This window comes from Lentibacillus halophilus, assembly GCF_039522485.1.
GTDB lineage: Bacteria > Bacillota > Bacilli > Bacillales > Amphibacillaceae > Lentibacillus > Lentibacillus halophilus.
On the sequence record NZ_BAAADM010000055.1, the window covers coordinates 218,062 to 244,521 of the forward strand.

Sequence of the window (26,460 nt, forward strand, 5' to 3'; positions counted from 1 at the left end):
TTTTGAGAATACACGATGTAAGAATGGTAAGGGAAGCCGACAAAACCTGAAATGGCAAACACACTTGATACAGATACGTGTGAAAATCATACGTCTGCGTCAAAATATCATATGTGCTATCAGCGCGATAATCGGCAGTGTAATCAACGTGCGCAATAGGAAAATAATAATTAAATCCTTCATATTTAATGGCAATTTGGAGCCTATTAATAAAGCCCCTACTTCCGACATATAAATTAATTGTGTAACAGATAAACACGCAATAATAAACCGGGTCATTTCACTTTCAATTCCACTTCCCAAAATAGCCGGCAGGAACATATCTGCAAAACCAACAACAACGGTTTGCGCAGCCTCGGTTGCTTCCGGAACTTGCAACACATTTAATAATGGAATAAATGGCGCTCCAAGCCAAGCAAAAATAGGCGTGTATTCGGCAATAATGGTCGCAATGGTACCAATGGCCATAACAACCGGTACAACTTCCAGCCACATTGTCAGCACATTTTGCGTTCCACCTCTTATGACCGGAACCACACTCGTCATACGTTTGGCACGATCAGCCGCTTGGTGCATCCCCCATTTAACCAACGACATATTCTCCGGATACGTCTCCTGTTCACGCGCTTCTGCTTCTTCATAAAAGGCATCCACTTTCCTGGATAATGGCGGAATACGAGGCATAATCAGGGCTGCAACGAGTCCTGCAATAATAATGGTCCCATAATATGGTAAAAACAAATGGCCTAAATCAAGTTCCAGTAAAACAACAATCGTAAAGTCGATCGATACGAGCGAAAATGTTGTCCCAATCACAGCCGCTTCCCGTTTTGTATAATAGCCTTCCTCATATTGATTGTTCGTCAACATAACGCCAATCGTCCCATCGCCCAACCAGGAAACGAGACTGTCCACCGTCGAACGACCCGGTAGCGTAAAAATAGGACGCATAATTTTTTTCATAATCGTCCCTATCAATTCCAATAATCCAAAGTCCAGCAATAACGGCAAAATATAACCAGCGAAAAAGAAGATGGCAACCAGGGTCGTCAGTAATCCAAATAAAATATTCCCGCCCGTAGCATCGGACCAAATCCATTCAGGTCCAATTTGAAAAAGAGTCAGTAACCCGAAAAACGTCGCTAGCCCTTTCGTCAAAAGGGCAATCGGACCAACGTAAAACAGCTTTCTTAGAAAATGATTCTGCAAAATAAATTGAGGACGTGTTGTAACAGTTATTAAAGCCATAACAAAAGACAGACTGATTAACGCTACTGCAATGGCGGGCATAGCAGTACCCAAATACGTTTGAATAAAATTATCCCAGACGGCAACAATTAACGTAACTTCCCCATTGACAGGTATTGGAACCATTAACAAAAAGGCACCCAACAACGATGGTATAATAAATTTTAAATAATTGCCGATGGTATATGAATGGTCATCGCTCATGGTTTCATCTCATCTCCTTCATAGTACAACGTCTTTCGTTGGTGAATTGATTGTTTAAAAGCATCTAAAAGTCTACCATTGTGACTGATTGATTGTAATTGATTACACTATCAAAACTATCCCCATTCCACGTTATCATACCAGATTCGGGCACATTTTTACATAGTCAAAATTGGTTTATAGCAGGCATAGGGGTTGTGTGGAATTGATATACATTTTTTCATCTTAACACAAAAAAATAACGGTTTAATGCATTAATCATTTCCAGCAATTAAACCGTTTTTACCATTTTACATTTCCTATTCAGAAACTATTAATCTATTGAACTTACTTACGCATTTCCAAGGTGCCAGTACGCTGATTGAACAGTGATGGCTTGATGAACAGCTTCCTTCTGATGCGGATAAATCGGTCCCTCGTGAAACCCTAAGTCGAACGGATCCTCGATTCGGCTTCTTTCTCCGCGCAGTGCTTCTATGATCCGCAATGTGCAAAACGGAACATAGGCTGTGCTGTATCCGCCTTCATGACAGGCAACTAGACGGCCATGACAATGCTTATCGGCTAACGATTTTATCTTGGTTGTCATGGTGTAGTAGCCTTCAGCAGTCACCAGCATCCGGCCCAACGGATCAAAGCGGCTAGCATCCTGACCCGCTGATATCAGAATCAACTCAGGCTGAAATTGGTCAATAATCGGCTCGATCACATGATCAAACGTGTAGAGGTAACCATCATCCCCGGTACCGGCGGGAAGCTCCACATTGACATTGTTTCCCTTGGCATCGCCTTCTCCAACATCTGTTATCACTCCGCGGCCTTTCGGAAAGATATTTTCTTGATGAATGGAAAGGAACAAAACGTCCGGATCATCATAAAAAGCGGTTTCGGTTCCATTGCCATGGTGTACGTCCCAATCTAAAATGGCGATGCGTTTCAAGCCAAATTGTTTACGGGCATAGTTAGCTGCAATCGCAACATTGTTGAACAGGCAAAAGCCAGACCCCTCATTCGGTTCAGCATGATGGCCCGGCGGACGAACCAATGCATAAGCGGTTTGCACCGTATCGTTCATTACCGCATCAACAGCGGTTATGGCCCCTCCTGCTGACTTCATGGCAATTTCATAGGAGTCCGGTCCGACAATAGCATGGACACCAGCATCACCACCGCCAGAATCACTCAATTGTTTCACATGGTCAATGTATTCTGTTTGGTGATTCATTTCGATTTCTGACCGGGTTGCCGATCGTGGCGCTATTTGCTCCAATGTATCCATCTCATCGGTCCGTTCCAGCAAATTTTTCACTCGTCGCTTCGTCTCTGGATTCTCAGCATGAGTGTCAGCCTGAATCGAACCCCCGGACCGCAAATTCAAAGCGCCACTTCCAGTTTGGTGCCAAAAATAACTTTCATGATTTATAAAACCTGTTTTTTCAGACATCGGTATCCCTCCCCTGATTAGATCGGAAATTTGGAACTATCATTTGACTACAACTATCCAGAACTGTTGGAATTCCTTTTTTGAAGCAATTTTCAATGTAAAGTAAAAATACACTCTCGTTCAAAAGAGGTTAAAAAATCATTATTTATAACGGTGAAACAGAAATTAACTTTTTGGACTTAGAAGTGGCTTATTACTGCGTCTGCTCACAAATTACAAACAGCTCATTCACGGTGCTGAGAGTCAGTCAATATTGAATACAAATCTTCCTTTCGACGGAACACATAGTCCATTTTAGAATCCATTACAGACGATAGTGGCAGCTTAGCCGTCTCAATCCCTTCTGAATCTTTCATTGATAATAATTCATTACCCCATGAATCAAGCACTAAACTATCACCACAAAAATTAAGATCATCTTCTTGGCCTAATCGATTACATATAACGACAGGGATTTCATTTTCCATTGCTCGGGATTTAGCATAAATGTAATGATGCTCCTTATAAGGATCCATATTAGCATTAACTATAACGAGAATATCAGCGCCCATAAGTTTTAGTGATCTTGCCACTTCAGGGAATTCTAAATCAAAACAAATCATTAAACCGATGTTCCCCATTGGTGTAGGAATAACTTCAAAATTAGAACCGGATTCAAAAAACTTCTGTTCCTGATCAAAAAGATGCGTTTTTCTATATAGCCCTAACAACTCTCCTTGATTATCTATTAAGGCTGATGAGATAAAATTGGTTTCGCCATCTCCTGACTCAGGAAACCCGAACACTGTATATAACGATAATGATTTACATAATTTCTTTATTTCGTTAATGCTGGGTCCATCAACTTTTTCCGCCTGCTCATTTAATTTATCCCCCACAGAATATCCTGTTAAAAATAGTTCTGGAAAGACGATTAGATCGGATTGATTCTTATTGGCTTCTTCCATAGCATTTTTTATTTGGGATAAATTATAGCTCTTATCCTTCAGTTTTGGAGTCATTTGAGCTAATGTGACATTAATCTTGTCCAAAGTAGTCATCCCTTTCAAAAGTTATCATGGTTTGTAAATATTATCCCATATCTAAGTCTGGTGGTCTCTGTTTAAAGAATTTTGTTAAGTACAGCAGATAAACAAAACCAATTACCACCCAAATGGATCCTAAAATCAAGGCATTGCTGCTTAGGTTTACAAACAAACCAATATCAAACCCAACACCAATTAAAGGTAAAATTAAATAAAGGATAATATTTTTTCCTGATCGTTTTTGTCCTTTAACAAAATAATAAGCAATCACTGAAACGTTAACCATAGTGAATGTTATGAAGGCCCCGAAATTTATAAAAGATGTTGACGTCGCTACGTCCATGGTTAAGGCCACTAAACCAATAATACCCACCATTATTAAATTAAACGCTGGAGTTTTTGTAGTCGAACTAACAAAGCCAAAGATTTTTTTGGGCAAAACGCCATCTCTTCCCATAGCATATAATAAACGTGCGGCACTGGTTTGTGCTGAAAGTCCCGAAGCAAATTGCGCAATTATTAAACCTGCCAAGAAAATAGCACCAAGGATATTACCTCCAATTTCAAGAGCAATTTCATAGGCAGCTGTGTCTGTATTCGGAAATTCACTGAAATTCGGATAAACTAAATCCAAAAAGTAAGAAGTGATTACAAAGATTAAACCACCGATAGCAGTGATTAAAAATATTGCTTTTGGTAAAGTTTTCTTAGGATTAATGGTTTCTTCAGATAATGTTGTTATAGCATCAAAACCCAGAAACGAGTAGGCAGCCACAGAAGCACCTGCAACTACTGATAATATATTTAAATCACTGCTTAAAAGTGGATCGATAGAAAAAATAGTTCCTGTTCCCATTCCTTGTAACAAACTAACAATGCTCATTATAATAAAAATGGCAAGAACAAGCAGCTGAAAAACCATCATTACTAAATTCACGTTTGTAGTAACATTAATACCAATTAAATTGATTACAGTTGTCACTAATATAAATGATACTATCCATACCCATGAAGGTACAACAGGGAATGCTGCATTCAAATATGCCCCCCCTATTAACCATATGACCATAGGTAAAAAGAAATAGTCCAATAAAACGGCCCATCCAACCATAAAGCCTAATTCAGGTCCGATGGATTTTCTTGTATAAGTGTAAGCAGAACCTGATACTGGAAATGCCTTAACCATTCTTCCATAACTGTAGGCGGTGAAAAGCATTGCAATAAGAGCTACTGCATAAGCTGTTGGAACAAACCCATTCGTTGTTTCAGCCAAAACTCCGTAAGTTCCAAAAACAATCATAGGAGTCATGTATGCAAGACCAAATAGCACAACTTGATATAACGTTAATGTTCGTTTTAATTTAGCTTCCTCAGCCATTATTTCAATGTCCTTTCAATATACTTAAAATTCCAACTTGGTATTTTGAGAATTATTGAATCATTCAATATTGCTTTACTTAATCTCCTTCTCCACTTCCAAAACGGCTTCCTGTACGTTTTCGATAATTGTATCAATTTGGTCTTCGTTGATAATCAATGGTGGTGAAAAACAAATGATGTCGGTATCATCGAATGCAACAGAGCGACAAATAATGCCTCGATTGTGTAACGCTTTAATCGCCTTGGACACAACCTTCCAATCGGCCGGGAAGTGTTCATTGGTTGCAGGGTCTTTAACGAGTTCCACGGCTCCCAGCAATCCAATGGCGCGAACATCGCCGACAATATTCGTGTTTTCTTTAACTTGTTGGAACCCTTTCAATAAACGCTCGCCCATTTTTCGTGAGTTTTCCGCGAGGTTTTCCTCTTCCAGAATTTCAATGTTTTTCAAAGCTACCGCACTGCTGGTCGGATGCCCGCTGTAAGTGAATCCGTGGAAAAGGGTGCCGCTTGACTGTTTCAGCATCTCATGAATAGCGTCAGAGATAATAACACCACCGAATGGTATATAACCGCTTGTCACGCCTTTGGCAAACGTCATCAAGTCAGGTGTAACGCCCCAGTTTTCCATGCCGAACATTGTTCCGGTTCTGGCAAAACCGGTAATGATTTCGTCAGCGATGAACAAAATCCCGTATTCATCACAAAGCTTACGAACTTCCTTAAAATAATCATCAGGCGGAATAATAACCCCACCAGCCCCTTGTACAGGCTCGGCTATAAACGCAGCAATCGTTTCCGGTCCTTCATCTTCAATCACTTGACGCATCGAATCAATGGCTTCCTTCGTGCTTTTTTCATATGGCGTTTCCGCGTGGATAAAATCAGGCATAAACGTGCCCGCCATGTCCCAAAATTCCGGAATGCCTGTTGCACTTGTTGAAGCAGCAGCCACGCCATGATACGCCTTTTTACGAGAAAGAATTTTGCGGCGTTCAGGCTCACCTTTTAGCCGCCAATAATGACGCGCCAGTTTGAAAGCGGAATCATTTGCTTCAGAACCACCTGATGTAAAAAACACCGCGCTCAAACTCTCGGGAGCTATTGACGCAATTTTTTCAGCAAGACGTATAGCCGGCTCATGACTGAATGTCGAGAACGCTGAACTAAAGGCCAGCTTTTCCATTTGGGCTTTGGACGCTTCAGCTAACTCGCTGCGTCCGTGGCCGATATTGACATTCCATAACGAAGACATGGCATCTATATATGTTTCTCCTTTGGTATCGGTTAAATAAATACCCTCGCCTTTTTCAAAAATGAAGGCCGGACCTTCCTGTTGTTGCTGTTGAACGGACGACGTTGGATGGATGAAATGCTTCTGATCCAAGTCAACTAATTTATCAGACATACAGTGATCTCCCTTCTTATTTGAACATCCTTTAAGTAATCGTTTTCTTTTCACAAAACAGTCACAAACACGTTGTTTAACTGTTATTATGATCGTTGATTGGTATGATGGAAAGAACCAGAAATAATATAATCATGGGACCAGATATATAATTTCATTTTCCGTTAATAAAAGACCACATGCATAATAGATAGATTGTTTCCTCATTGTTTGTCTACGCGTAGATCACCCGATATAGTCGGTCCACTGCTTCGGGGATCTCTTCTTCTTGAATGGTTGCAAACCCCAACGTTAAAATGACGATATTATCCATCTCCAGGGTGCGTTCCAGCGTAAACCGCCTAATAGTGTAGATTTCCAACTTCTCTTCTTTTGCCTTCTTCTCCACCATATCGTACGTTTTTGACGTTTGAAACCGCGCCAAAAAGTGCAATCCAGCCGGGATATCATCGATTGTTACATTACTCTCGAACCGTTGTTTCAGTTCCTGAATTAAACATTTGCGTTTTTTCTCGTAGTAATGATTCATCCGTTTCAGATGTTTGGTATATTCCCCTGATTCGATAAAATAATGCAATGTATACAGTTCTAATATGTTGCTGCTTTGCATGGCATCAATATGATAGTTTTGATAGGCGCGCAGGATTTCCGGCGGGAGAACCATATAACTGATCCGCATACCCGGTAGGATCGTTTTTGAAAACGTCCCAATATATATAACCCGTTGATGTTTATCAAGACTTTGCAACGATGGAATATGGTCTGTCTCATACTTAAATTCACTATCGTAGTCATCTTCCACAATGTAGCGATGGGGATGACGGGCTGACCAATTAAGCCATTCAATACGCCGGGATATCGGCATGATGTTCCCGGTTGGAAATTGATGGGACGGTGTTATGAACAAAAAGCGAATATCTTTTTCTTCCAGTCCGTTAACGTCGGCACCGTTATTGTCGATAGGAACCGTGTTGACATTGATGCCCATTCGCCTCAGTAACGTATAAAACCGTGAATAACCCGGGTCTTCCACAGCAGCTGTCGTTTGCTGCGACTGCATTTCCATTAACTGTCGTACCAGTAATTGACTTCCTGCTCCAACGACAATCTGTTCCGGCTCACAAATCACACCACGTGACAGCGCAATCATCCGGGCAATGCTTTCTCTGACCTGATATGGTCCTTGTGGGTGCGGTATCTCAGACAGCTCTTGCTTGTGATTCGCGATTGCTTTTTGACCGCATTTCATCCACGCCGAGAATGGAAAAGCCGACACATCTGCTGTCATGTGCGAAAAAGATAACCAATTGCCGTTAGCGAGCGGCGCTTCCTTTAAATCCTCAGGAAACGCATATTCCTCCATACCACTTCCTGCAAACTGAGTAATGGCTTCCACAAAATAACCTTTGCGTTCCTGTGTATAAATATACCCTTCCGCCAACAGTTGCTCATACGAATTGGTGATGGTATTAATACCTACATCGAGTTGCTCAGCCAGCTTTCGTTTAGATGGCAACTTCTCGTCAGCTTTAAACCGTCCATCTAAAATCATCCGTTTAAATTCATTGTAAATGTTCTGATAGATATACTGTTGTCCTTTATATTTATCAATTGCCATGAACATATACACACCTCTATCTGGTCCCTAAAAAAGTTTTATCTGGTCCTTTTCATTATACCAGATCATTGTGATACTGTTTACTATGATTTGAAACATGGGAGGTCTATTGTCTGATGGCCAGTTTAAAGGTCTGAGCATATTGGAAAAGGCTTTCATTAAATCGTTTATCAAAAAGGAGTTGAGCAGATGAGCAACCAATTTTCGAAGTCCATGTCAATTATGGACGTGCTCTTTCTTGCCATGGGTGCTATGCTCGGGTGGGGATGGGTCGTCCTCTCTGGTGAATGGATTATAAAAGCTGGATTTATTGGTAGTACGATCGCATTTGTCATTGGCGGTTTATTAGTTATCTTTATTGGCTTAACCTATGCGGAACTGGCTGCGGCCATCCCAGAAACCGGTGGCGGCCTCATTTTCGTATTGAGAGCTTTTGGAAAAAGAAGCGGTTTCATAGCAGCATGGGCTGTTCTATTTGGTTATGTTTCCGTTATAACATTCGAAGCAGTCGCATTGCCCACTGTCATTGACTACATTTTACCCATGGACCATCAAGGGTATTTATGGACATTGGGGGGCTGGGACGTATACCTGACATGGGCTTTAATCGGTTCGATCGGTGCCCTATTAATGGCAGGATTAAACTACTTTGGTATTAAACCGGCAACCATTCTGCAGACCATTTTTACCATTGTTATTGTAGCAGTTGGCCTGTTGCTCGTTTTCGGAGCTTTTACAAGCGGGGATTTTGCAAATGTCAAACCTTTATTTAATAATGGAATGGGTGGCACCATGTCCGTACTGATTATGATCCCCTTTCTATTTGTCGGCTTTGACGTCATTCCTCAAGTGGCTGCCGAAATTAAGTCGTCACAGAAGATTATTGGAACGATCCTTGTTGTATCCATTATTACCTCTGTTATCTTTTATTTGCTGATTGTATTTGGTGTAACGACTGGTCTAACACAGGAAGAGCTCGGGATCACCCAATTAGCTACGGCAGATGCAATGGTTAATTTGTTTAACAGTCAGTTATTCGGTACCATTCTTGTTCTTGGAGGAGTAGCAGGCATCATCACGAGCTGGAATGCTTTTATCATTGGTGCGAGCCGAATCTTGTATGCGATGGCTACGCGTGACATGATACCGAAGTGGTTTGCCTATGTTCATCCAAAATACAAAACACCAACCCACGCCATTATGTTTCTTGGCATTCTCGCCTTTTTAGCACCATTACTTGGGCGTCCAGCTTTACAATGGATTGTAAATGCCGGTGGTGTCGGTATAGTTGTTGGTTATCTGATTGTCTCATTATCATTTTTACAGCTCCGGAAAACGGAGCCGGCATTACCACGTCCGTACAAAATTAAATACGGTAGAACCGTTGGGGGATTAGCAATCATTCTAAGTATAGCGTTTATATCCCTTTATCTTCCTGGCATGCCTTCATCGTTGGCTTGGCCTATGGAATGGTTTATTCTTGGAGGATGGTGCCTCATCGGATTAGCACTTTATGTGACACAGGTTAAACACTACAATAAAGGAGCGAATACACATGTCCAATCAATTTACGGTAACGAATCCCGCAACCGGGGAAGCTATTCAGGAAGTCAGCAATAACTCGGAGGCAGAAATCAAACAAGCTTTGGAAAATGGACACGAGGCTTTTAAAGAATGGTCCAGCATCAATGCGCACGAGCGGGCGAGACGCATTCGCCAATGGTCCGACTTGGTAAAAGAAAACAAAGAAGAAATTGCTCACCTTATGACATTGGAAAATGGCAAACCTATGAAAGAGTCCCGGGGCGAAGTTATTTATTCGACGGACTACTTGGATTGGTACGCTGAAGAAGCTAAACGGGTCTACGGCAAAACCATTCCAGCCAACAAAGAATCCAAGCGTATCATTGTCAGTCATCAGCCAATCGGTCTGGTTGCAGCTATCACACCATGGAATTTCCCAACAGCCATGATGGCACGAAAAGCTGCACCGGCTCTGGCAGCAGGTTGTACCTTTATCGTTAAACTGGCTTCAGAAACGCCGCTATCAGGTATGAAATTCATCGACCTTGCTCATGAGGCTGGTATACCAAAAGACGCCATTCAATATGTCCATGGTGGTGGACGAGTTGTCGGCAATCTATTTACTGGCAGTGATTACGTTCGAAAGATTACGTTTACCGGGTCAACGCCTGTCGGTAAAACATTGATTAAAGACAGCGCCGACACCATCAAACATGTCACGATGGAACTGGGTGGTCATGCGCCACTTATCGTTGCAAACGATGCCGATATCGATTATGCGGTTGCCCAGACGGTTGGTGCGAAATTCCGCAACGCTGGACAAACCTGCGTGTGTGCCAACCGCATTCTTGTTCACGACAGTATCGTGGACGAATTTGCCGAAAAATTGACGAAAGCAACGAAAGAGCTGACGGTCGGCAACGGTATGGAAGACGATACGGATGTCGGTCCGATTATTAACAAACAAGGGTATGATAAAATAACGGCACAGATTGAAAATGCTGTTAATGAGGGTGCTGAAGTTCTAACAGGCAACGAAACCGATGCCGACGAGAAAAAAGGTTACTACTTTATCAAACCAACGGTGTTGAAAAATATCAACATGGACATGACCATCATGCATGAAGAGACATTTGGTCCGGTTGCTCCCATTATGAGTTTCTCCACATTGGATGAAGCGATAGACATTGCCAATGGCACGCCATATGGACTGGCAGCCTATTTCTTTACGAACGACTACCGCAACGGCACGTACTTGCATGACCATCTGAACTTCGGCATTGTTGGATGGAATGACGGCGGACCATCTGCGGCACACGCTCCATTCGGCGGCATGAAAGAAAGCGGCCTTGGGCGTGAAGGCGGGCAGGAAGGTATCGAACCTTACCTGGAAACGAAATACCTGTCGATCGGGAATTTGTAGTTACGAGAAAAGATATAAACAGGGGCTGGGACATAACTAAACAAATTACTTCTAAACACGAACAATATAGTTAAGACGTAGTCACCGCTCCGGAAAAACACTACGCTTTCACCTTGCCAGGCACAAGCGCGACATCTGTTCAAGCTTCCTTTGGTCGCTTTCACAGTGTCTTCTTTGCCGCGGGCGCTGATAAGCCTCCTCGTGCTTATCGCACTGCGGGGTCTTATCTAGGCTTTTCATCCCGCAGGAGTCTCCGTGTTTTTCCTACGCTAAATGAAAAATCCGAACTGATTCAGATCTTTTGCGAATCATAGTTCGGATTTTCATTTGGCTAAACGTCTTTTATCCCAGCCTTTTTTGTGATGCAAATAAATTTGGAATGAAAAGAAGCACTGGCTTATTTTTTCATGCCACGTTCGATATCTGTAATGGTATCCCAGCTCAAACCTGTGGAATCTGCAATGAACGTTAAGTCCATTCCTTGTTCAAGCAGGTTACGGGCGATGCCTTCTTTTGTGCTTTGTTCTGCCGTTCGGTCGTGTTGTTCTATTGGCCCTGCTTTCTGTTTCCTTTGCAGCTCTTGTTGCTTTTCTCTCAGTGTTTGTTCCTTTTCCTCCAGCTCTTGTTTCCTTTGTTCTGCTTCTTGTTTACCCCGTTCGAACTCTTGTTTTCTTTGTTCTGCTTCTTGCTTACTTTGTTCTGCCTCTTGTTTTCTTCGTTCTGCCTCTTGCTTGCTTTGCTCTGCCTCTTGCTTGCTTTGCTTTGCCTCTTGCTTGCTTTGCTCTGCCTCTTGCATCCTTCGTTCTGCCTCTTGTTTCTCTTGCTCTGCCTGTTGCATTCGCAATTCGTGTTCACGCTTTGCTGCTTCTTCATCCATAATCTGTTTTAACCGCGAATCGTACTTTAGGCGCTGTTCCTGTGTCGAACTCAGCTCTTCCCAATTATGGAACGTTTCCCGCAATGATTCATCCGTCAACGCGATCTCCTCCAATTCATGGTAAATATCATCATAGATTTTCCCGTTTCGGTGATCAACCATACCAAGCAAAAGCAGCCATCTTGCCAGTACACTGTTCCATGGATCCAATTCATCCCGTTTCCAATCGTTTATTAATTTACTCATTTCTATAAAATGAAACTCCATCACATTAGTCAATTTGACTTGATGCTCATCGTCGTACAAATGATACGAGGTATGGAAGCGCTCCGTCTCACGAAACAGATTAAAGTTTAAAATATTGATGGCAATGACAGGACGTAACTCCGAATAAGCCATGCCTTTTTCCAAGGGATGAACGTACGCTTTGGACCAATAATACAGCGATCGTTTCACCATATCATACTGATTGGTGAATTGAATCTCTACGTTTATCCACTCGTCTGCTTCGGTCACAACCAACAGGTCCAATCGTGATTGCTTATCATCCATGTATTCCCCGGCGATTTCCGTATTTTCAAAGGATATGTCCTTAATTCGATTCCGCCCCGTTTTCTGCAAAATCGCGTTCAGGAAAATAACGGTCAAGTCTTTATTTTTTTCATTCCCGAAAAGTTGCTTAAAAGCGTAATCCACCTTTAAATCCATGAGTCGTTCCAGCGGGATGCGTTTAAGCACCTTTGACTGTTTCCTACCGTCATTCTCCTTCCTTTCCTTAGCGTAGTGGTTTTGGTCCTCTTTTACGTGGCTTGCGCTTCCAGGATTGTACAGGGCAACTCGTGTCACTCGATCACGTCCTTATATATGATAGGAGCAATACAAGGATGTATGTCTAACTTGATTGTAACATGAAACAATTTGGCAAACAAATGTTCCTGTTTAATTTTTAATAACGGAAAACATATTCAAACGACGCAGCTGCTATGTTGGAGAGCAACTACGCCGTTTAAAAATTACTTATGTTCATCATCCAGAACGGTTCGGGCAATCGTGTCATCAAGGGCTTCAAATTCGGCCAATGAATTGATCTCGTACAATTCCTCACGCGTCTGCATGTCGGAAAGCCCGTTTTTCTGAGTGCCTTCGTCCATGATGAGCTGGAATATGCGCTCGTACGCTTTGGCCGCCACACGTAACGAGGTGACTGGATAAATGACCATGCTGAAGCCCATATCCTCAAATTGTTGTGCCGTGAAATACGGTGTCTTGCCAAATTCGGTCATATTGGCAAGCAGCGGAATATCCAGCTTCTCGGCAAATATACGAAACTCGTCTTCTGTCTTCAGGGCTTCCGGGAAAATGGCATCAGCGCCGGATTCCGCGTAAAATGCCGCCCGTTCAGCGGCCGCGTCAATTCCTTCGATCGCCTTCGCATCGGTGCGGGCAACGACCACCAACGACGGTGCCGCTTTTTTGATCGCCTTGATTTTTTGCGCCATTTCTTCTTTCGTTACCAGTTGTTTGCCGTTGAGATGACCGCATTTTTTCGGGAGCTGTTGATCTTCAATCTGTACGGCTGCGACTTTGGCCTCCACCATTTCCACTGCCGTGCGGGCGACGTTCAGGACTTCCCCGAATCCGGTATCAATATCAACGAGAACCGGCAAATTGGCAGCCCGGACCAATTCCTTGGCACGTTCGGCCATTTCAGTAGAAGTAACGATGCCCAAATCAGGCAGTCCCTGGCTAGCTGTGTAGGCACCACCGGATAGGTACAGCGATGAAAATCCGGTCTTTTTGGCGACGAGCGCGGCCATCGCATCATGGGCGCCGGGGATTTGTAAAATCGATTCCTGTTTGATTAATGTTTTGAATTGATTGGCCAGTTCTTCCTGTGACGATGACTGATCGACAATCCATACCATATTGCAGCCTCCTTGTTAATGGACGAACAAATCCATAAAATTATGAACATGCATTGCTGTCAGTTTTTCGTAGTCAACGCTTGTTTCCTGGATATCATCCAATTGCTTTTGCGCATATATTGTGGACAAATTGTATGCAAATTTTTCCCGTATTTTCGGTAAGGCTTCTTCCCGGCGAAAACGATGCCCCAATGGATACTCAATGGCAATATTTTCGGTAGCCGTCCCATCGTTAAAATGAACCTGAACCGCATTGGCGATGGAACGTTTATCCGGATTCAAATAATCGTTCGTATAGGCCTCATCTTCCTGCAAAACCATTTTCTCCCGTAATGCATCGATTGCCGGGTCAGCGGCTGCTTCAGCTTCATAATCATCCGCTGTTAAATCGCCCTTTAACAAACCGATGGCTGTAATATACTGGATGCAGTGATCACGGTCCGCCGGGTTATGGAGGGGGCCTTGTTTATCGATGATCCTTATGGCCGATTCATGCGTGGTAATGGTGATCCGCTCAATATCATTCAAGCGATCTTTCACGTGCGGATGCAACTGTATAGCGGCTTCAGCAGCTGTCTGCGCATGGAATTCCGCTGGGTAAGATACTTTGAATAGAACATTTTCCATCACATAGCTATCAAGCGGCTGACTGAGTGTGAGGTCCTGCTTGTTAAAGAGGACATCCTGAAAGCCCCAGTCCGGTGCTGTTAAAGCTGTTGCATAGCCCATTTCCCCATTAACCGCCATCATAGCGAGACGGACACCTCTGCTGGTGGCATCTCCGGCAGCCCATGATTTGCGGGAACCGGCATTCGGTGCATGACGATACGTACGCAGGCTGGCATTATCAATCCAAGCGTTGGATATCGCATTAATAATTTCCTGATACCCGCCACCGAGCATCTTCGTGACCATGGCCGTTGTCGCCACCTTAACAAATAATACGTGATCCAGTCCGACGCGGTTCAGACTGTTTTCCAAAGCGAGAATGCCCTGGATTTCATGCGTTTTGATCATCATCTCCAGCACATCTCTCACCTTGATCGGCACCTGACCTCTAGCAGCACGTTCCCGGCTCACATAATCCGCAACGGCCAGAATACCACCGAGATTATCAGATGGGTGCCCCCATTCTGCGGCCAGCCACGTATCATTATAATCAAGCCAGCGAATCATGGTGCCAATATTGAATGCCCCCTGTACCGGATCAAGGACGTGCGGTGTCCCAGGCACACGTGTCCCTTTAGGCACTACTGTCCCCGGTACAATCGGCCCCAGCAGTTTTGTACATTCCGGATAATTCAGCGACAGAATACCACATCCCAATGTGTCCATCAGTACATAATGAGCTGTTGAAAACGCCTCGTCGCTCGTAATATTTTTGTTTAACACATAGTCAGCAATCTCTTCCAATAGAGCATCTGTTGTCTGTTTTTCTTTTATTTCTGCCATCGTCAGCTTCCTTTCTCCAGGTGAGTTGATCCCTAATTCAGTGCACCTCACTGGTCTTCTCATTGTTTGTAAATGGGAATCTATGTCTCTATCAATTCCGTTCGCCAGTGTATTTCACCCTTGGCCGGAACAGCCGATTGTTTTCATGTTGTTCCAAAATGTGCGCACACAGCCCGGCCGTTCTCGAACTGAAAAAGATGGGTGTGTACAACGGAATCGGAACACCAAGCATCCAATAGACCGGCGCAGCGTAGTAATCCAAATTCGGATACAGCCCCTTTTCCTGGGCCATGAGCTCTTCGCCGGCTTCACACATATCCAAGAGCAGCGAGTCGCCTTGTTGATCGCACAGCTGCTTCAGCGATTCTTTCATTTTCAGCGCACGCGGGTCCATTTTTTTCATATACACACGATGCCCAAAGCCCATAATCTTTTCCTTGCGCTTCAGTTTTTCCTGAAGACGATGGACAAAACCATCCACCGATTCAGCGTCACGAAGCATCGTCATCACTGCCTCATTGGCGCCGCCGTGCAAATCGCCTTTTAATGACGCGACCGCTCCCGTCAGCGCCCCATACATATCGGAATGCGTCGATGCAATGACCCGGGATGTAAATGTGGAATTAGGCATCTCGTGCTCACTATATAATAGAAGCGATCGGTCAAATATAGACGCTTCCAAAGCTGTCGGTTGTTTACCTGTGATCATGTATAGAAAATTGGCGCTGTATGGAAGGGTCGGATCCGGATCGATTGGTTCCATTTGATTAAGAATCCGGTAGCTGTTCACGGTTATCGCCGGCAGCTGACCCAAAATATCGTAGGCCCGTTTCTTATTCGCCTCGAGCGAGCGGTCATCAAGTGTCGTGTCATATCCGGCCGAGACCGATATAGCGGTACGTTGCCCGTCCATCGGGTGGGTTCCTTTCGGTAGCAATTGCAGAATGTCCGTAACCGTGTCAGGCACCTTATAATTGGCTTTCAACGTTTCTTCCACCGCCTGACGCTCAGCATCCGACGGCAAGGTTCCCTCGAGCAGCAAATACACCAGATCTGCATATGTCTTTTGTGCAGACAAATCAATCAAGTCATGACCCCTGATAATAATTTGCTCCTGTTCCGTATCCAAAAGCGAAATAGCTGTTTCCGACGCAATAACGCCTTCCAATCCTGGTACAAAAGCATCATCTTTTTGCATGATGAACCTCCTCTATTTATTGTTGCACCCCTTTTCACGTCACAAAAAGAAACCCCAACTGTTACGGCAAATAATTGTTGAATCTATTATACAATTGAAATAGCAATCAGAAAAATATATAATTTTAATTATTAGCCATTATGTTTTTCTATACCTGTGAAGCCAAGGGGGATTAACATGAAACGTCAAGATTGGGAAATGCTCGATGCGCTATATACGACAGAAAATATCACACAGGCCGCCAGACATCTGTTTTTATCCCAACCTACATTAACGTCACGAATTCGAAACCTTGAGGAATACTACGGGGTTAAACTCGTCCTCCGGAAACAAAAAGGCATTGCCTTTACCCCCGAGGGAGAAGTGCTTGCCCGTCACGGGAGACATATGCTTCAGGAACAAATGAAAATCGAGGAAAAACTGAACAACATGAAATCGCATGTCGCCGGTACGTTAAGGGTAGGGGTTTCCAATTTTTTTGCACGAAATAAAATGCCCAAGTTGCTGCGTCTGTTCAAACAAACGTATCCCAATGTCGAGTTCGAAGTCGTCACCGGCTGGAGCAGCGACATGTACCGGCTCATTCTGAATCATGACGTCCATATAAGCTTCATCAAAGGGGATTACAGCTGGAAAAGCCATAAAGATTTGTTGTACGAAGAAGATATATGCATCGCATCGCCGTGGGAATTTACATGGGAGGATCTGCCCCATTTGCCGCGCATCGACTATGACACCGACGACAAAATGCGGCATATCATCGACAGCTGGTGGTACAACACCTATAAGCAGCATCCCAATATCAACATACAGGTCAACCAGGTGGAAACGTGCAAAGAAATGGTTATCAACGGGCTTGGCTATGCGGTATTGGCCAACCTTGTTGTGCGGCCCTATCCGGAATTGGTCGTAAAACCGCTGCATCATCCGTCCGGCAACCCAATCACACGCAAAACGTGGATGTATTATCATGAAGATTCGCTGCAAATGAATATCATTAACGCTTTTGTCACCTTTATCCGCACGTTGGATGTGAAGGTGCTGTAACAAGGGAAACAAACGGATGGCGAGGTCTTAATCAACCGCGTGCCGGGCCCTTATCCGACGACATCCTGCGATAGGTTCGCTCACCCCTGTTTCATCAGCTGTCCCAATTGGTAGATGCCTTCCTCCAATTCCTCGAGCCCGGCGTTTGCGTAAGACATTCGTATGTACTGCCCGTTTGGGGCGGCATAGATGCTTCCGGGATTAAGAATGATCCCCCTGGCATAGGCCTTTTGGAATAAGCGGCCGGTGTGATGGGCTGCGTTGAGTCGTACCCAAATGAAAAAGCCGCCTCGGGGAATCTCCCATTCGGCATCATCCCCCAAATAGGTTTCCAGCGCTTCCAAAACAGCGCGACGGCGAATGGTCAGGTCGTTTCGTACATGACCGAGGTGATCATCGTAAGCACCACTGGCCAGCCATTCCGCTGCAACGAGCTGCGATAAGGTGCTTGACCCATAATCCGATTGCATTTTCAAATCCGCCAACCGGGAAATGACAGATTCCGGGCCGACCACCCAGCCGATGCGCAAACCGGGACTCAACGTTTTCGACAGACTGCCAAGATGCAGCACATTGCCATAGTTATCGTTGGATTTTAATGATGGCGGTGGTGGCGCATCGATCCATAAATCACGGTAAACGTCGTCCTCGATAATGGGCAGCTGTTGTTTTTCACAAACGGCCATAAGTTCCCGCCGCCTTTGTTCAGGCATTAGGGTACCGGTCGGGTTATGGAAAGTCGGATTCGTGTACAAAACGTGTTTGCCTTTTTGCTTGACCGGTGAAGTCATGTCCAGACGCAACCCTTCCGCATCCATTGGTATCGGCTTCAAGGTCATTCCCGCCGATTGGAAAACAGACAGAGATTGCACGTACGACGGTTTCTCCAAAAACACCGTTGAGCCTTGCTGCAGCAGACCAATCGAAATGAGATGCAGTGCTTGCAGCGCCCCTGATACGACTAGAACGGACGACGGGGATACATCCACCCCTCTCTCGCTCAAGTAATCGGCAATCGACTCCCGCAGAAATCGATTTCCTTGTGGTTCCTCATAGCCAAACGGGATGAGCTTCTCTGAAACGTTCCGAACAATCGATTTCATTGTTTGCAATGGAAACATGTCCGGGGACAGCTCGCCTTTGCTTAACTGGATAAAATGTGGATCCGATTCCGCCTCATTGATTTCCTGTACCATGTTCATGCTGGCTTGATGAATCCCTAAGGCAACATTGTCATTCCAGTTAACAGCAGCGTGGCGCCCCATCAGCGTCCACGTATTATTGGTAATAATAGTTCCTTTACCGGCCACTCCTTCAATCAGCCCGTCAGCCATCAATTCGTCCAGGGCCGTAATGACCGTGCTCCGGTTGACTTGAAATTGGCTGGCAAGTTCCCGCTGACTCGGGATTTGACTGCCAATCGCCCATTCCGCTTTCGCAATTTTATCCTTAATATACTCGACAATGACGGCGTATTTCGGCTTGCTCATATGTGAACTCCCTTTGGTAACTGGTTGGGTTTTTACGTATTAACTGGTTGCAGACATTTTACCAAACCCGCCCTAAAATGAGAAATATCTGAATAAAGTGGTTGCTAAAAGAGGGAGGTCAATCCGATGCAGACGACATTTCGATTCAATATTATCATCGCCCATTTGCTCATTATTATCCTGTGGGCTTCGGCATTTCCCGGTATCCGAATGGCGCTCACAGCTTATACACCAACCCACGTTTCTCTGCTGCGCTTACTGGTTGCGTCGCTTGCTTTACTGGTGGTTGCTTGGTTTATAAAAATTCCTCTACCGAAAATAAAAGACGTTCCTATCATTCTATTGCTCGGCTTTTTAGCATTTGCCGTTTATCATGTCGCGCTAAATTATGGCGAACGAACCGTCAGCGCCGGGCCAGCGAGTCTGCTCGTTTCCACAACACCGATTTTTACGGCGATTATGGCGGTTATCTTTTTTCGGGAACGGTTTAAAATGCACGGATGGATTGGCGCCTGTATTGCCATCATCGGCGTCGCGTTTATTTCTTTGGGCGGTTCTTTGGGTGACTTGTCGTTTAATACAGGCGTCATTCTCATCTTGATAGCTGCTCTGTCCGAAAGCATCTATTTCGTTTTCCAAAATGCGTATTTAACAAAATATGGCTTCTTCCCGTTCACCATGTATACCATTTGGGGCGGCACGATTTGTATGCTAATCTTTTCCCCTGGGCTTGGCTCGGAAATCATCCAGGCTCCCTTGGACGTTACGATGGTCGTTGTTTATTTGGGCCTCTTTCCGACGGTGATACCGTACTTTGCCATCGCGTATGTGACATCCAAAACAGGGGCCGCCGAAGCCACAAGCTCCCTGTACCTAACGCCAGTGTTTGCCTTTCTCATCGCTTGGTTTTGGTTAGGGGAAACACCTGCTGTATCGGCTATCGTAGGCGGCATTATTACATTGCTGGGCGTATTTGTATCCAACATGCCTAGTGAGCAACAGATGGAAAATGAGGAGCGGGAAGCGGTTTCTGATTGATAAAGATAACCTTCTTGCCGCCTGATTACAGGATATTTGGTTCGAGCCTCTTATCGAAAGGGGAGAAGCTATTCCATTAAAAGGAAATCTGTTGAAGGAATGGATACTCACTTATATCATCGTCTATTGAATTAAAAAAGTGCCATACATCATCCGGTTCGACACATGGCACTTTTTACAAATAGCAATGAAATAATCTTTTCTAGCCAAATGCGCTTGTCACGTCATAATCGTCTAAATCCAAATCGGTCGGCTGGCCGAGTGCTAACTTAGCTAACTCCAGTCCCAAATAAGGGCCGCTTGTTAAACCGGAAGCACCAAGGCCATTGGCGATCAGTAAACCTTCCGTATGGGGAACCGGACCAATAATCGGCAAATGTCCCGGCGTGAATGGTCTGAATCCCACTCTTGTTTCCACATACGTACTTGACGATAAACCGGGCGCTACCTTTAACGCTTTATCAAACATTTCGTGCACCGCCCCCATGGTCACCCGTTCATCAAATCCTGCATTATCTTCCTGGGTAGCACCGACAACGACTTTTCCGCCTCCAAATGTGAGCATGTATTGGTTATAAGGAGGCATCAAAACGGACCAAGATGCGGTATCGGTATGCGGTATATTCAAATGGACGATCTGCGCTTTTTGCGGGGTTACTAACACGTTTTTACCAAGAGGGGTCAGTAAATCTTTGGCCCACGCTCCACCGGTTACGATCACCTGATCAGCATAATAGTTTTCGCCGTTTACTGTTGCCCCCGTTATTGTCGACCCCTGAGACATGAGCGAAGCATTGCCACGAATAACAGAAGCTCCGTTTTTCTCAGCACCGCGGATCAGGGCATCACACAGAGCACTTCCATTGACCCGGGCGGCACCACTTATGTGCACGGCCCGATAGCCGTCGGACACTGGTGGAAATAATGCCTTGGTTTCAGCGGGGGATAATGCCGTGACATCGCCCATTTCCGGTGTGTTCGCTTGGCGCTGACGGGCTAGATCCATTTTATTATTTAACTTTTCTTTCGTGTCGAAAATATTGATCGCTCCAACCCTGGCATACCCCGTTTCCATTTCCCCATCGTTCTCTAATTTTTGTATTAGCGCGGGGTAATACTTGGCGCCTTCTGTTACCAAGCGATACCAAGGTTTGTTGCGGCGATTGGTCAGCCACGGGCATACAATCCCGGCCGCAGCAGCTGTTGCCTGAGACGGATCATTCCGGTCGATTAATGTCACGTCTGCTCCTTGTTTTGCTAAGTGATAGGCCGTAGAAGCACCGAGAATCCCCGCTCCAATGATAATAAATGTTGGCATAAAATAGCACCTTTTCCGTTCATGATTTTTTGTTTGGTCACTCTACTATCGAAAAAAAGGAGGGAATTGGGGCTACTATACCCTCATATCGAAACATGGGGTGACAAGGAAGGAAAATACGTTCACGATTCGTCCGGTGCCTCCTGATACAAGGTTGTTATAGCCGAGTACAATTTCTCATAGCGTTGAAAGATTGACTGGTACTGGTATGCGATCAAATCCCAAGTGCTTCTCTGGCTAACCGATCAGCGAGTTCATTGCCTTCCACACCGGTATGTCCGGCAACCTTGTTAAAGGATACAATATCACGGTAGTTGGTCATAAACGATTGATACGCTTGTGTCATATCATTTTTTGCCCGCCACGATCCGTCCACCCAGCTGGAAATTCCTTGATAATCGTGATGAATCACAATGGATTTATCGTTGGATCTGGCCCATTTGGCTGCACGCATGGCTGCCGCTAGTTCCCCTGCGACATTATTCATTGATCCGGCTTTCGCGTCGGTCCCTATACCGGCATCACTATGAATCAGCCCGTCCTTGTCATAGACAGCTAACGCCCAGCTGTAGCGTCCTTTTGCATAACTGCCATCGACATAAACATCGATTTGATCTTTAGGTGCGGACGATGGTTGCGCTTCAGACTTCCCAGAGCCACCACGCAAATAATCCTCGGCCGCTTCTTGGGTAGGAAAACGCTTGTACTCGGCCCCCTTATACCCTTTCACCTGGGCTTCGCATTCCGCCCACGTCGTAAACACGCCCGTTTGTCTGCCGGCACGAACGGCGTAAAACTTTGCCATTTAATAACCTCCAAATTAGATTTATATGGCTCATACTGGTTGCTTTAGCAGTCGTTGTCTTTACAAATTGATATAGAGTGAGTGGTTTGCCTATTGTTATTACAGGTGAAATTCCAGTAAACTCCGTATTAAGTCGGGAAAAGTATACCACGCATAATTATCGTGGGCAATTAGACAAATTCTCTTACCATCCCGTCAAAATGCCTTTTTAAGCAATTATTGATCATCTAAAATCACCCGTTTGCGTGCGTCTATTTAAAATCCATCCATATGTATCCGGCCAACATTTAAATGTTTATCTGATGCTAGGCACATACACGTGTACCTAGCACCGATCCATTAGCTGAATAAACGATCAATTGTGTTTATCGTTTCCGGTGTGAGCTGAATCTCTCCGGCACGTTTATTATCGATCACCTGGCTTGTCCGTTTCGCACCAGGAATCACGACATCCAGCGACGGGCGGGAGAAGTACCAGGCGAGCACGATATGAGCCACCTCTTCGCCATAGTCGTTCGCAATCTCACGCAGTTTATCCACTTTTTTCAAGTTTTCCTTGAACACCTTTCCCTGAAAACTCGGCTTGTTCGCCCGAATGTCAGTGAAGGTGGACGAAGTGTCATATTTCCCCGCTAACAACCCGGATTCCAATGGGAAATACGGGATGAATGTGATACCTTTTTCAGCGGTATAAGGTATCATCGCATCCTCGGCTTCCCGGTTCAGCAGATTATACTCCGCCTGCACCACATCGACGTAACCATCCTGATTGGCTTCTTTCAGTTCATCCAGAGAAAAGTTGGACACACCAATTGAGCGGATCTTACCTTCATCACGTAATTCTTTTAACACCCCAACCGCTTCGTATTTCGGTGTATCGTTATCCGGATAATGAATATAAAACAAATCAATATAATCGGTCTGCAAGCGGCGCAAACTCTTCTCCACCTGCTGTTTTAAAAACGTTGGACGGTTATTCATAATGACGTCTCCACCGACGAATTCATGTGCGGCTTTCGTGGCCAAAACAGCATCTTCCCGTTTATATTCCGTCATAACATCACCGATAAGCTCCTCGGAACGTCCAAACCCATACATATAAGCCGTATCAAGCATATTCATCCCCTCATCAAGAGATGCCCGGACCATATGTTTCCCTTGTTCTTCATCCAGCATGTCGGGATATATGTTATGACCTCCAACAGCATTCGTACCGAGACCTACCGGAAACACACGGATGTCTGATTGACCCAGTTTAACCTGTTCACGCATGTCAACGTCTCCTTTCTCTTTCTATCTCCTATATCAATTTCCCACTTTTTCTTGTTTATCAAACGTATGGTGTGAGGCTAATCCTTCCATATAAAAGACACCTATGAATAATGCAAAACAATTTCCTTCTATATGACCGCCCAATCATGTATAATATAGAATGAGGGTAAGTTCGAATCATGCTTTTAAAACATAGACCGGATAATCCATTCGGCTAAAACGTTTCTTTATATCTTGCCTAAACAATAAACAACGAGGAGGAAACCAATGGCTAAACGAATTCTTTTATTTCTACTAACCAACATTCTCGTTTTAACCACCATTGTCATCGTGTGGTCGATTATTACATCGGTCACAGGAATCAGTGGTTCCTTTGAAAACGGCGCTGGCGGCCTGGAGGGCATTAATTACGGCACGCTGCTTTTATTCAGTCTGCTCGTCGGTTTTATTGGATCCTTTTTCTCACTGGCGATCTCACGCTGGATTGCCAAAAAAATGATGAACGTCAAAGTACTCGATCCAAATGCATCCCTTTCGCAACAGGAACGTGCTGTTGTCGACAAAGTGCATCGCTTATCCCGTGCTGCGGGACTTATGCATATGCCGGAAGTCGGGATTTACAAGTCAGGAGAGGTTAATGCGTTTGCGACCGGCCCGACGAAAAAACGGTCGCTTGTCGCCGTATCCAGTGGGTTATTGCAGCAATTGGATGATAACGCGACCGAAGGGGTTATCGCTCATGAGATCACCCACGTGGCCAACGGAGACATGGTGACGATGACGCTTCTGCAAGGCATTGTGAACACATTCGTCGTCTTTTTATCACGTGTGGCCGCCATTCTCGTGTCACGTCTGGTGCGCTCCGAGCTGGAGTTTGTTGTGCGTTTCGCTGCGGTCATTGTTTTCCAAATTCTCTTTTCCATACTGGGAAGCATCGTTGTCAGCGCATTTTCCCGATACCGGGAATACCGTGCCGACCATGGCGGTGCCGACTTGGCCGGCCGCGATAAAATGATTCACGCGCTTGAGTCGTTAAAATCCCGCACTGGGGTGGCTCAACTTAACAACCAGAACGATGATGCGGCTGTCCAGACTATGAAAATCAATGGAAAAAGCGCGCTTATCACGCTCTTTTCCTCGCATCCGGACATTGATGACCGCATTAAGCGTTTGGAACAAAAATAATTCTCGTGCCAGGCACCTGCCAAAAATAGGGTGCTTGTGCCTGGCATTTAACCTACAACAACACCGATACATTTAAGGAGGGGATATAATGGCCATTTCGCAGCGCAACACGCCAACTATGCATAAGCAGCTGCAAATAAGAAAACGATTAAAACGAACATTTAATCACCGGTCCCACACATTGGATAAACCGTTTGTCCAATTGAATCCATATCAGGTTGCGCCATTAACGGCACTCATTCAATTCACCACACCAAAGCCTGCGTCCATTACGCTAACCATTCATGGCGATACACCGATTGAAAAAACGTTCCCAGGCTATCATACCATTCACCGGATTCCAGTTATCGGGTTATACGCGAACAAGAAAAATCGGATTACCATTACATCCACCACCCATTCTGGGAAAACGAAAACGAACACCATTCGGTTAAAAACGCAATCATTGCCAAAAGACTTTTTGCGTGTCAATGTTAACAAAGCAGATACCGAAAGAATGGAAAACGGGCTCACGTTTATCGTGCCGAGCGCCCATTATCCGTTTGCTATTGATCACGAAGGAAACGTCCGCTGGTACAGCACGATCAATGTGCGACAACTTTTCAAGCCACTTGCGGGTGGAAATGTATTGATCTATGCCAAAACGAATAAAGAGACGAAACATAACCGTATCATGGAGATAGATTTCCTCGGTCAGATTTACAATACGCACACCATCTATTCCAAACCGAACATTCCAAAAACGGCAATTAATACGGATGCGGTGGAACTTTCCAACAACAACCTGCTTGTTACCACCCATGAAGAAACGGCCGATTCCGTGGCGGACAAACTGACCGAAGTCGACCGGGAAACAGGTCAACACGTACGCAGCCTTCATTATCAATCGCTCTTTCCGGGTACGTTGTCGCAAAACGGAGGTGACTGGCTGCATAACAATTCCATATGGATGGATGTGAATGACCATACCATTATCATGACAGCAAGACAGCAAGATATGGTCATGAAACACCGTTTTCCGGAAGGCGACATAAATTGGATTCTTGCCTCGCCTGAAAACTGGCCAGCGTCATGGGAAAACCATTTGTTGACACCGATAAGCGATTCTTTTAAATACCCGGGTGGACCTCATGCGGTTATGACACTTCCTGATCAGGACGGCAATCCGGAAACCATTGATATTTTGCTGTTTGACAACAATAAAGTCCTCATGCGGGGAGATCAGCACGTCAGTGAGACATTCAGCCGTGCCGTGCAATACCGCATCCATGAAACAAACAAAACGGTTGAAGAAGTGTGGACGTATGGAAACGAGCGGGGCGGAGCATTCTTTTCACCCATTGTGGGGGATGCGGATTGGCTGCCGGAAACAAACAACCGCCTGATTACGTCCGGCTATATCAAAACAGGCAACGGGCGATCGTCGAAAGTGGTCGAAGTAACCAATAACCAGCCGGGAGAAGAGGTGTTTGAAGCCACCATCTCCGGTTTTGCACCGGAAAGCAAACAACACGTATTCCGGGCGGCAAGACTGACCATTTAATCAGAAGAACGGACATGTGCACCAGGGGCACGTCGC

20 protein-coding genes are annotated in these 26,460 nt (G+C 44.9%); 6 read left to right on the forward strand and 14 right to left on the reverse strand.

Annotation, left to right across the window (positions count from 1 at the left end):
* Positions 1-99 precede the first annotated feature (99 nt).
* From ABDZ72_RS13825 to gabR, 6 genes are all read right to left on the reverse strand, one after another.
* Positions 100-1,452, reverse strand: a complete 1,353-nt coding sequence (locus ABDZ72_RS13825; protein ID WP_343754157.1) for a YjiH family protein — start codon at positions 1,450-1,452, stop codon at positions 100-102.
* A gap of 331 nt (positions 1,453-1,783) precedes the next feature.
* Positions 1,784-2,896, reverse strand: coding sequence for a class II histone deacetylase (locus ABDZ72_RS13830; protein ID WP_343754159.1), 1,113 nt, complete (start codon positions 2,894-2,896; stop codon positions 1,784-1,786).
* 224 nt (positions 2,897-3,120) lie between these two features.
* Complete coding sequence (locus ABDZ72_RS13835) at positions 3,121-3,927, reverse strand: carbon-nitrogen hydrolase family protein (protein ID WP_343754161.1); 807 nt, start codon at positions 3,925-3,927, stop codon at positions 3,121-3,123.
* Between the two features lie 40 nt (positions 3,928-3,967).
* A complete protein-coding gene (locus tag ABDZ72_RS13840; RefSeq protein ID WP_343754163.1) occupies positions 3,968-5,299 on the reverse strand; it encodes an APC family permease in 1,332 nt (443 codons plus the stop codon).
* 75 nt (positions 5,300-5,374) lie between these two features.
* Complete coding sequence (locus ABDZ72_RS13845; protein ID WP_343754165.1) at positions 5,375-6,709, reverse strand: aminotransferase family protein; 1,335 nt, start codon at positions 6,707-6,709, stop codon at positions 5,375-5,377.
* 214 nt (positions 6,710-6,923) lie between these two features.
* The gene (gene gabR / locus ABDZ72_RS13850) at positions 6,924-8,327 is read right to left on the reverse strand and encodes a MocR-like transcriptional regulator GabR (protein WP_343754167.1); all 1,404 of its coding nucleotides are present in this window, start codon (positions 8,325-8,327) and stop codon (positions 6,924-6,926) included.
* A 189-nt stretch (positions 8,328-8,516) separates the two neighbouring features.
* Here gabR and ABDZ72_RS13855 point away from each other — a divergent pair, with 189 nt between their 5' ends.
* The gene (locus ABDZ72_RS13855) at positions 8,517-9,947 is read left to right on the forward strand and encodes an APC family permease (protein WP_343754169.1); all 1,431 of its coding nucleotides are present in this window, start codon (positions 8,517-8,519) and stop codon (positions 9,945-9,947) included.
* Positions 9,883-11,274, forward strand: a complete 1,392-nt coding sequence (locus ABDZ72_RS13860; protein ID WP_343754171.1) for an NAD-dependent succinate-semialdehyde dehydrogenase — start codon at positions 9,883-9,885, stop codon at positions 11,272-11,274. Before ABDZ72_RS13855 ends, ABDZ72_RS13860 begins: the two co-directional genes overlap by 65 nt.
* A 397-nt stretch (positions 11,275-11,671) precedes the next feature.
* Here the strand turns inward: ABDZ72_RS13860 and ABDZ72_RS13865 are convergent, their stop codons facing one another.
* The 4 genes from ABDZ72_RS13865 to mmgD all read right to left on the reverse strand — a co-directional run bounded on the left by ABDZ72_RS13865 (position 11,672) and on the right by mmgD (position 16,726).
* Positions 11,672-12,997 carry an Rpn family recombination-promoting nuclease/putative transposase gene (locus tag ABDZ72_RS13865; RefSeq protein ID WP_343754173.1) on the reverse strand — a complete coding sequence of 442 codons (1,326 nt, stop codon included), beginning with the start codon at positions 12,995-12,997 and terminating at the stop codon, positions 11,672-11,674.
* Positions 12,998-13,164: 167 nt separating this feature from the next.
* Entirely contained in the window at positions 13,165-14,076 is a 912-nt protein-coding gene (gene prpB, locus ABDZ72_RS13870) for a methylisocitrate lyase (RefSeq protein WP_343754175.1), read from the reverse strand.
* 15 nt (positions 14,077-14,091) lie between these two features.
* Positions 14,092-15,528 (reverse strand): bifunctional 2-methylcitrate dehydratase/aconitate hydratase, encoded by a 1,437-nt coding sequence (locus ABDZ72_RS13875; protein WP_343754177.1) that lies wholly within the window; start codon positions 15,526-15,528, stop codon positions 14,092-14,094.
* 91 nt (positions 15,529-15,619) lie between these two features.
* Positions 15,620-16,726 (reverse strand): citrate synthase, encoded by a 1,107-nt coding sequence (gene mmgD / locus ABDZ72_RS13880; RefSeq protein WP_343754179.1) that lies wholly within the window; start codon positions 16,724-16,726, stop codon positions 15,620-15,622.
* Positions 16,727-16,903: 177 nt separating this feature from the next.
* On the opposite strand from mmgD, the gene ABDZ72_RS13885 reads away from it, so the two are divergent.
* Positions 16,904-17,773 carry a LysR family transcriptional regulator gene (locus tag ABDZ72_RS13885; RefSeq protein WP_343754181.1) on the forward strand — a complete coding sequence of 290 codons (870 nt, stop codon included), beginning with the start codon at positions 16,904-16,906 and terminating at the stop codon, positions 17,771-17,773.
* A gap of 80 nt (positions 17,774-17,853) precedes the next feature.
* On the opposite strand, the gene pdxR is transcribed toward ABDZ72_RS13885, so the two are convergent.
* Entirely contained in the window at positions 17,854-19,263 is a 1,410-nt protein-coding gene (gene pdxR, locus ABDZ72_RS13890; protein ID WP_343754183.1) for a MocR-like pyridoxine biosynthesis transcription factor PdxR, read from the reverse strand.
* Between the two features lie 126 nt (positions 19,264-19,389).
* On the opposite strand from pdxR, the gene ABDZ72_RS13895 reads away from it, so the two are divergent.
* Positions 19,390-20,301 carry a DMT family transporter gene (locus ABDZ72_RS13895; RefSeq protein WP_343754185.1) on the forward strand — a complete coding sequence of 304 codons (912 nt, stop codon included), beginning with the start codon at positions 19,390-19,392 and terminating at the stop codon, positions 20,299-20,301.
* 202 nt (positions 20,302-20,503) lie between these two features.
* Here ABDZ72_RS13895 and ABDZ72_RS13900 read toward each other — a convergent pair whose 3' ends face one another.
* From ABDZ72_RS13900 to ABDZ72_RS13910, 3 genes are all read right to left on the reverse strand, one after another.
* On the reverse strand, positions 20,504-21,619 hold the full coding sequence (locus ABDZ72_RS13900; protein ID WP_343754187.1) for an NAD(P)/FAD-dependent oxidoreductase: 1,116 nt from the start codon (positions 21,617-21,619) through the stop codon (positions 20,504-20,506).
* A 214-nt stretch (positions 21,620-21,833) separates the two neighbouring features.
* On the reverse strand, positions 21,834-22,424 hold the full coding sequence (locus ABDZ72_RS13905; protein WP_343754189.1) for a ribonuclease H1 domain-containing protein: 591 nt from the start codon (positions 22,422-22,424) through the stop codon (positions 21,834-21,836).
* Between the two features lie 339 nt (positions 22,425-22,763).
* Positions 22,764-23,696: an aldo/keto reductase gene (locus ABDZ72_RS13910; RefSeq protein WP_343754191.1), complete on the reverse strand. Its 933-nt coding sequence runs from the start codon at positions 23,694-23,696 to the stop codon at positions 22,764-22,766.
* A gap of 267 nt (positions 23,697-23,963) precedes the next feature.
* On the opposite strand from ABDZ72_RS13910, the gene htpX reads away from it, so the two are divergent.
* Together htpX and ABDZ72_RS13920 are read left to right on the forward strand one after the other, a co-directional pair.
* Positions 23,964-24,881, forward strand: a complete 918-nt coding sequence (gene htpX, locus ABDZ72_RS13915; protein WP_343754193.1) for a protease HtpX — start codon at positions 23,964-23,966, stop codon at positions 24,879-24,881.
* 88 nt (positions 24,882-24,969) lie between these two features.
* Positions 24,970-26,424, forward strand: coding sequence for an aryl-sulfate sulfotransferase (locus tag ABDZ72_RS13920; protein ID WP_343754195.1), 1,455 nt, complete (start codon positions 24,970-24,972; stop codon positions 26,422-26,424).
* The last annotated feature ends 36 nt before the right edge of the window (positions 26,425-26,460 follow it).

Excerpts from the sequence above, each read along its gene's own strand:
- ABDZ72_RS13825 (WP_343754157.1), bottom strand. The coding sequence starts at position 1,452 with ATGAGCGATGACCATTCATATACCATCGGCAATTATTTAAAATTTATT.
- ABDZ72_RS13830 (WP_343754159.1), bottom strand. The coding sequence starts at position 2,896 with ATGTCTGAAAAAACAGGTTTTATAAATCATGAAAGTTATTTTTGGCAC.
- ABDZ72_RS13840 (WP_343754163.1), bottom strand. The coding sequence starts at position 5,299 with ATGGCTGAGGAAGCTAAATTAAAACGAACATTAACGTTATATCAAGTT.
- ABDZ72_RS13845 (WP_343754165.1), bottom strand. The coding sequence starts at position 6,709 with ATGTCTGATAAATTAGTTGACTTGGATCAGAAGCATTTCATCCATCCA.
- gabR (WP_343754167.1), bottom strand. The coding sequence starts at position 8,327 with ATGGCAATTGATAAATATAAAGGACAACAGTATATCTATCAGAACATT.
- ABDZ72_RS13855 (WP_343754169.1), top strand. The coding sequence starts at position 8,517 with ATGAGCAACCAATTTTCGAAGTCCATGTCAATTATGGACGTGCTCTTT.
- ABDZ72_RS13860 (WP_343754171.1), top strand. The coding sequence starts at position 9,883 with ATGTCCAATCAATTTACGGTAACGAATCCCGCAACCGGGGAAGCTATT.
- prpB (WP_343754175.1), bottom strand. The coding sequence starts at position 14,076 with ATGGTATGGATTGTCGATCAGTCATCGTCACAGGAAGAACTGGCCAAT.
- ABDZ72_RS13875 (WP_343754177.1), bottom strand. The coding sequence starts at position 15,528 with ATGGCAGAAATAAAAGAAAAACAGACAACAGATGCTCTATTGGAAGAG.
- mmgD (WP_343754179.1), bottom strand. The coding sequence starts at position 16,726 with ATGCAAAAAGATGATGCTTTTGTACCAGGATTGGAAGGCGTTATTGCG.
- ABDZ72_RS13885 (WP_343754181.1), top strand. The coding sequence starts at position 16,904 with ATGAAACGTCAAGATTGGGAAATGCTCGATGCGCTATATACGACAGAA.
- pdxR (WP_343754183.1), bottom strand. The coding sequence starts at position 19,263 with ATGAGCAAGCCGAAATACGCCGTCATTGTCGAGTATATTAAGGATAAA.
- ABDZ72_RS13895 (WP_343754185.1), top strand. The coding sequence starts at position 19,390 with ATGCAGACGACATTTCGATTCAATATTATCATCGCCCATTTGCTCATT.
- ABDZ72_RS13900 (WP_343754187.1), bottom strand. The coding sequence starts at position 21,619 with ATGCCAACATTTATTATCATTGGAGCGGGGATTCTCGGTGCTTCTACG.
- ABDZ72_RS13905 (WP_343754189.1), bottom strand. The coding sequence starts at position 22,424 with ATGGCAAAGTTTTACGCCGTTCGTGCCGGCAGACAAACGGGCGTGTTT.
- ABDZ72_RS13910 (WP_343754191.1), bottom strand. The coding sequence starts at position 23,696 with ATGCGTGAACAGGTTAAACTGGGTCAATCAGACATCCGTGTGTTTCCG.
- htpX (WP_343754193.1), top strand. The coding sequence starts at position 23,964 with ATGGCTAAACGAATTCTTTTATTTCTACTAACCAACATTCTCGTTTTA.
- ABDZ72_RS13920 (WP_343754195.1), top strand. The coding sequence starts at position 24,970 with ATGGCCATTTCGCAGCGCAACACGCCAACTATGCATAAGCAGCTGCAA.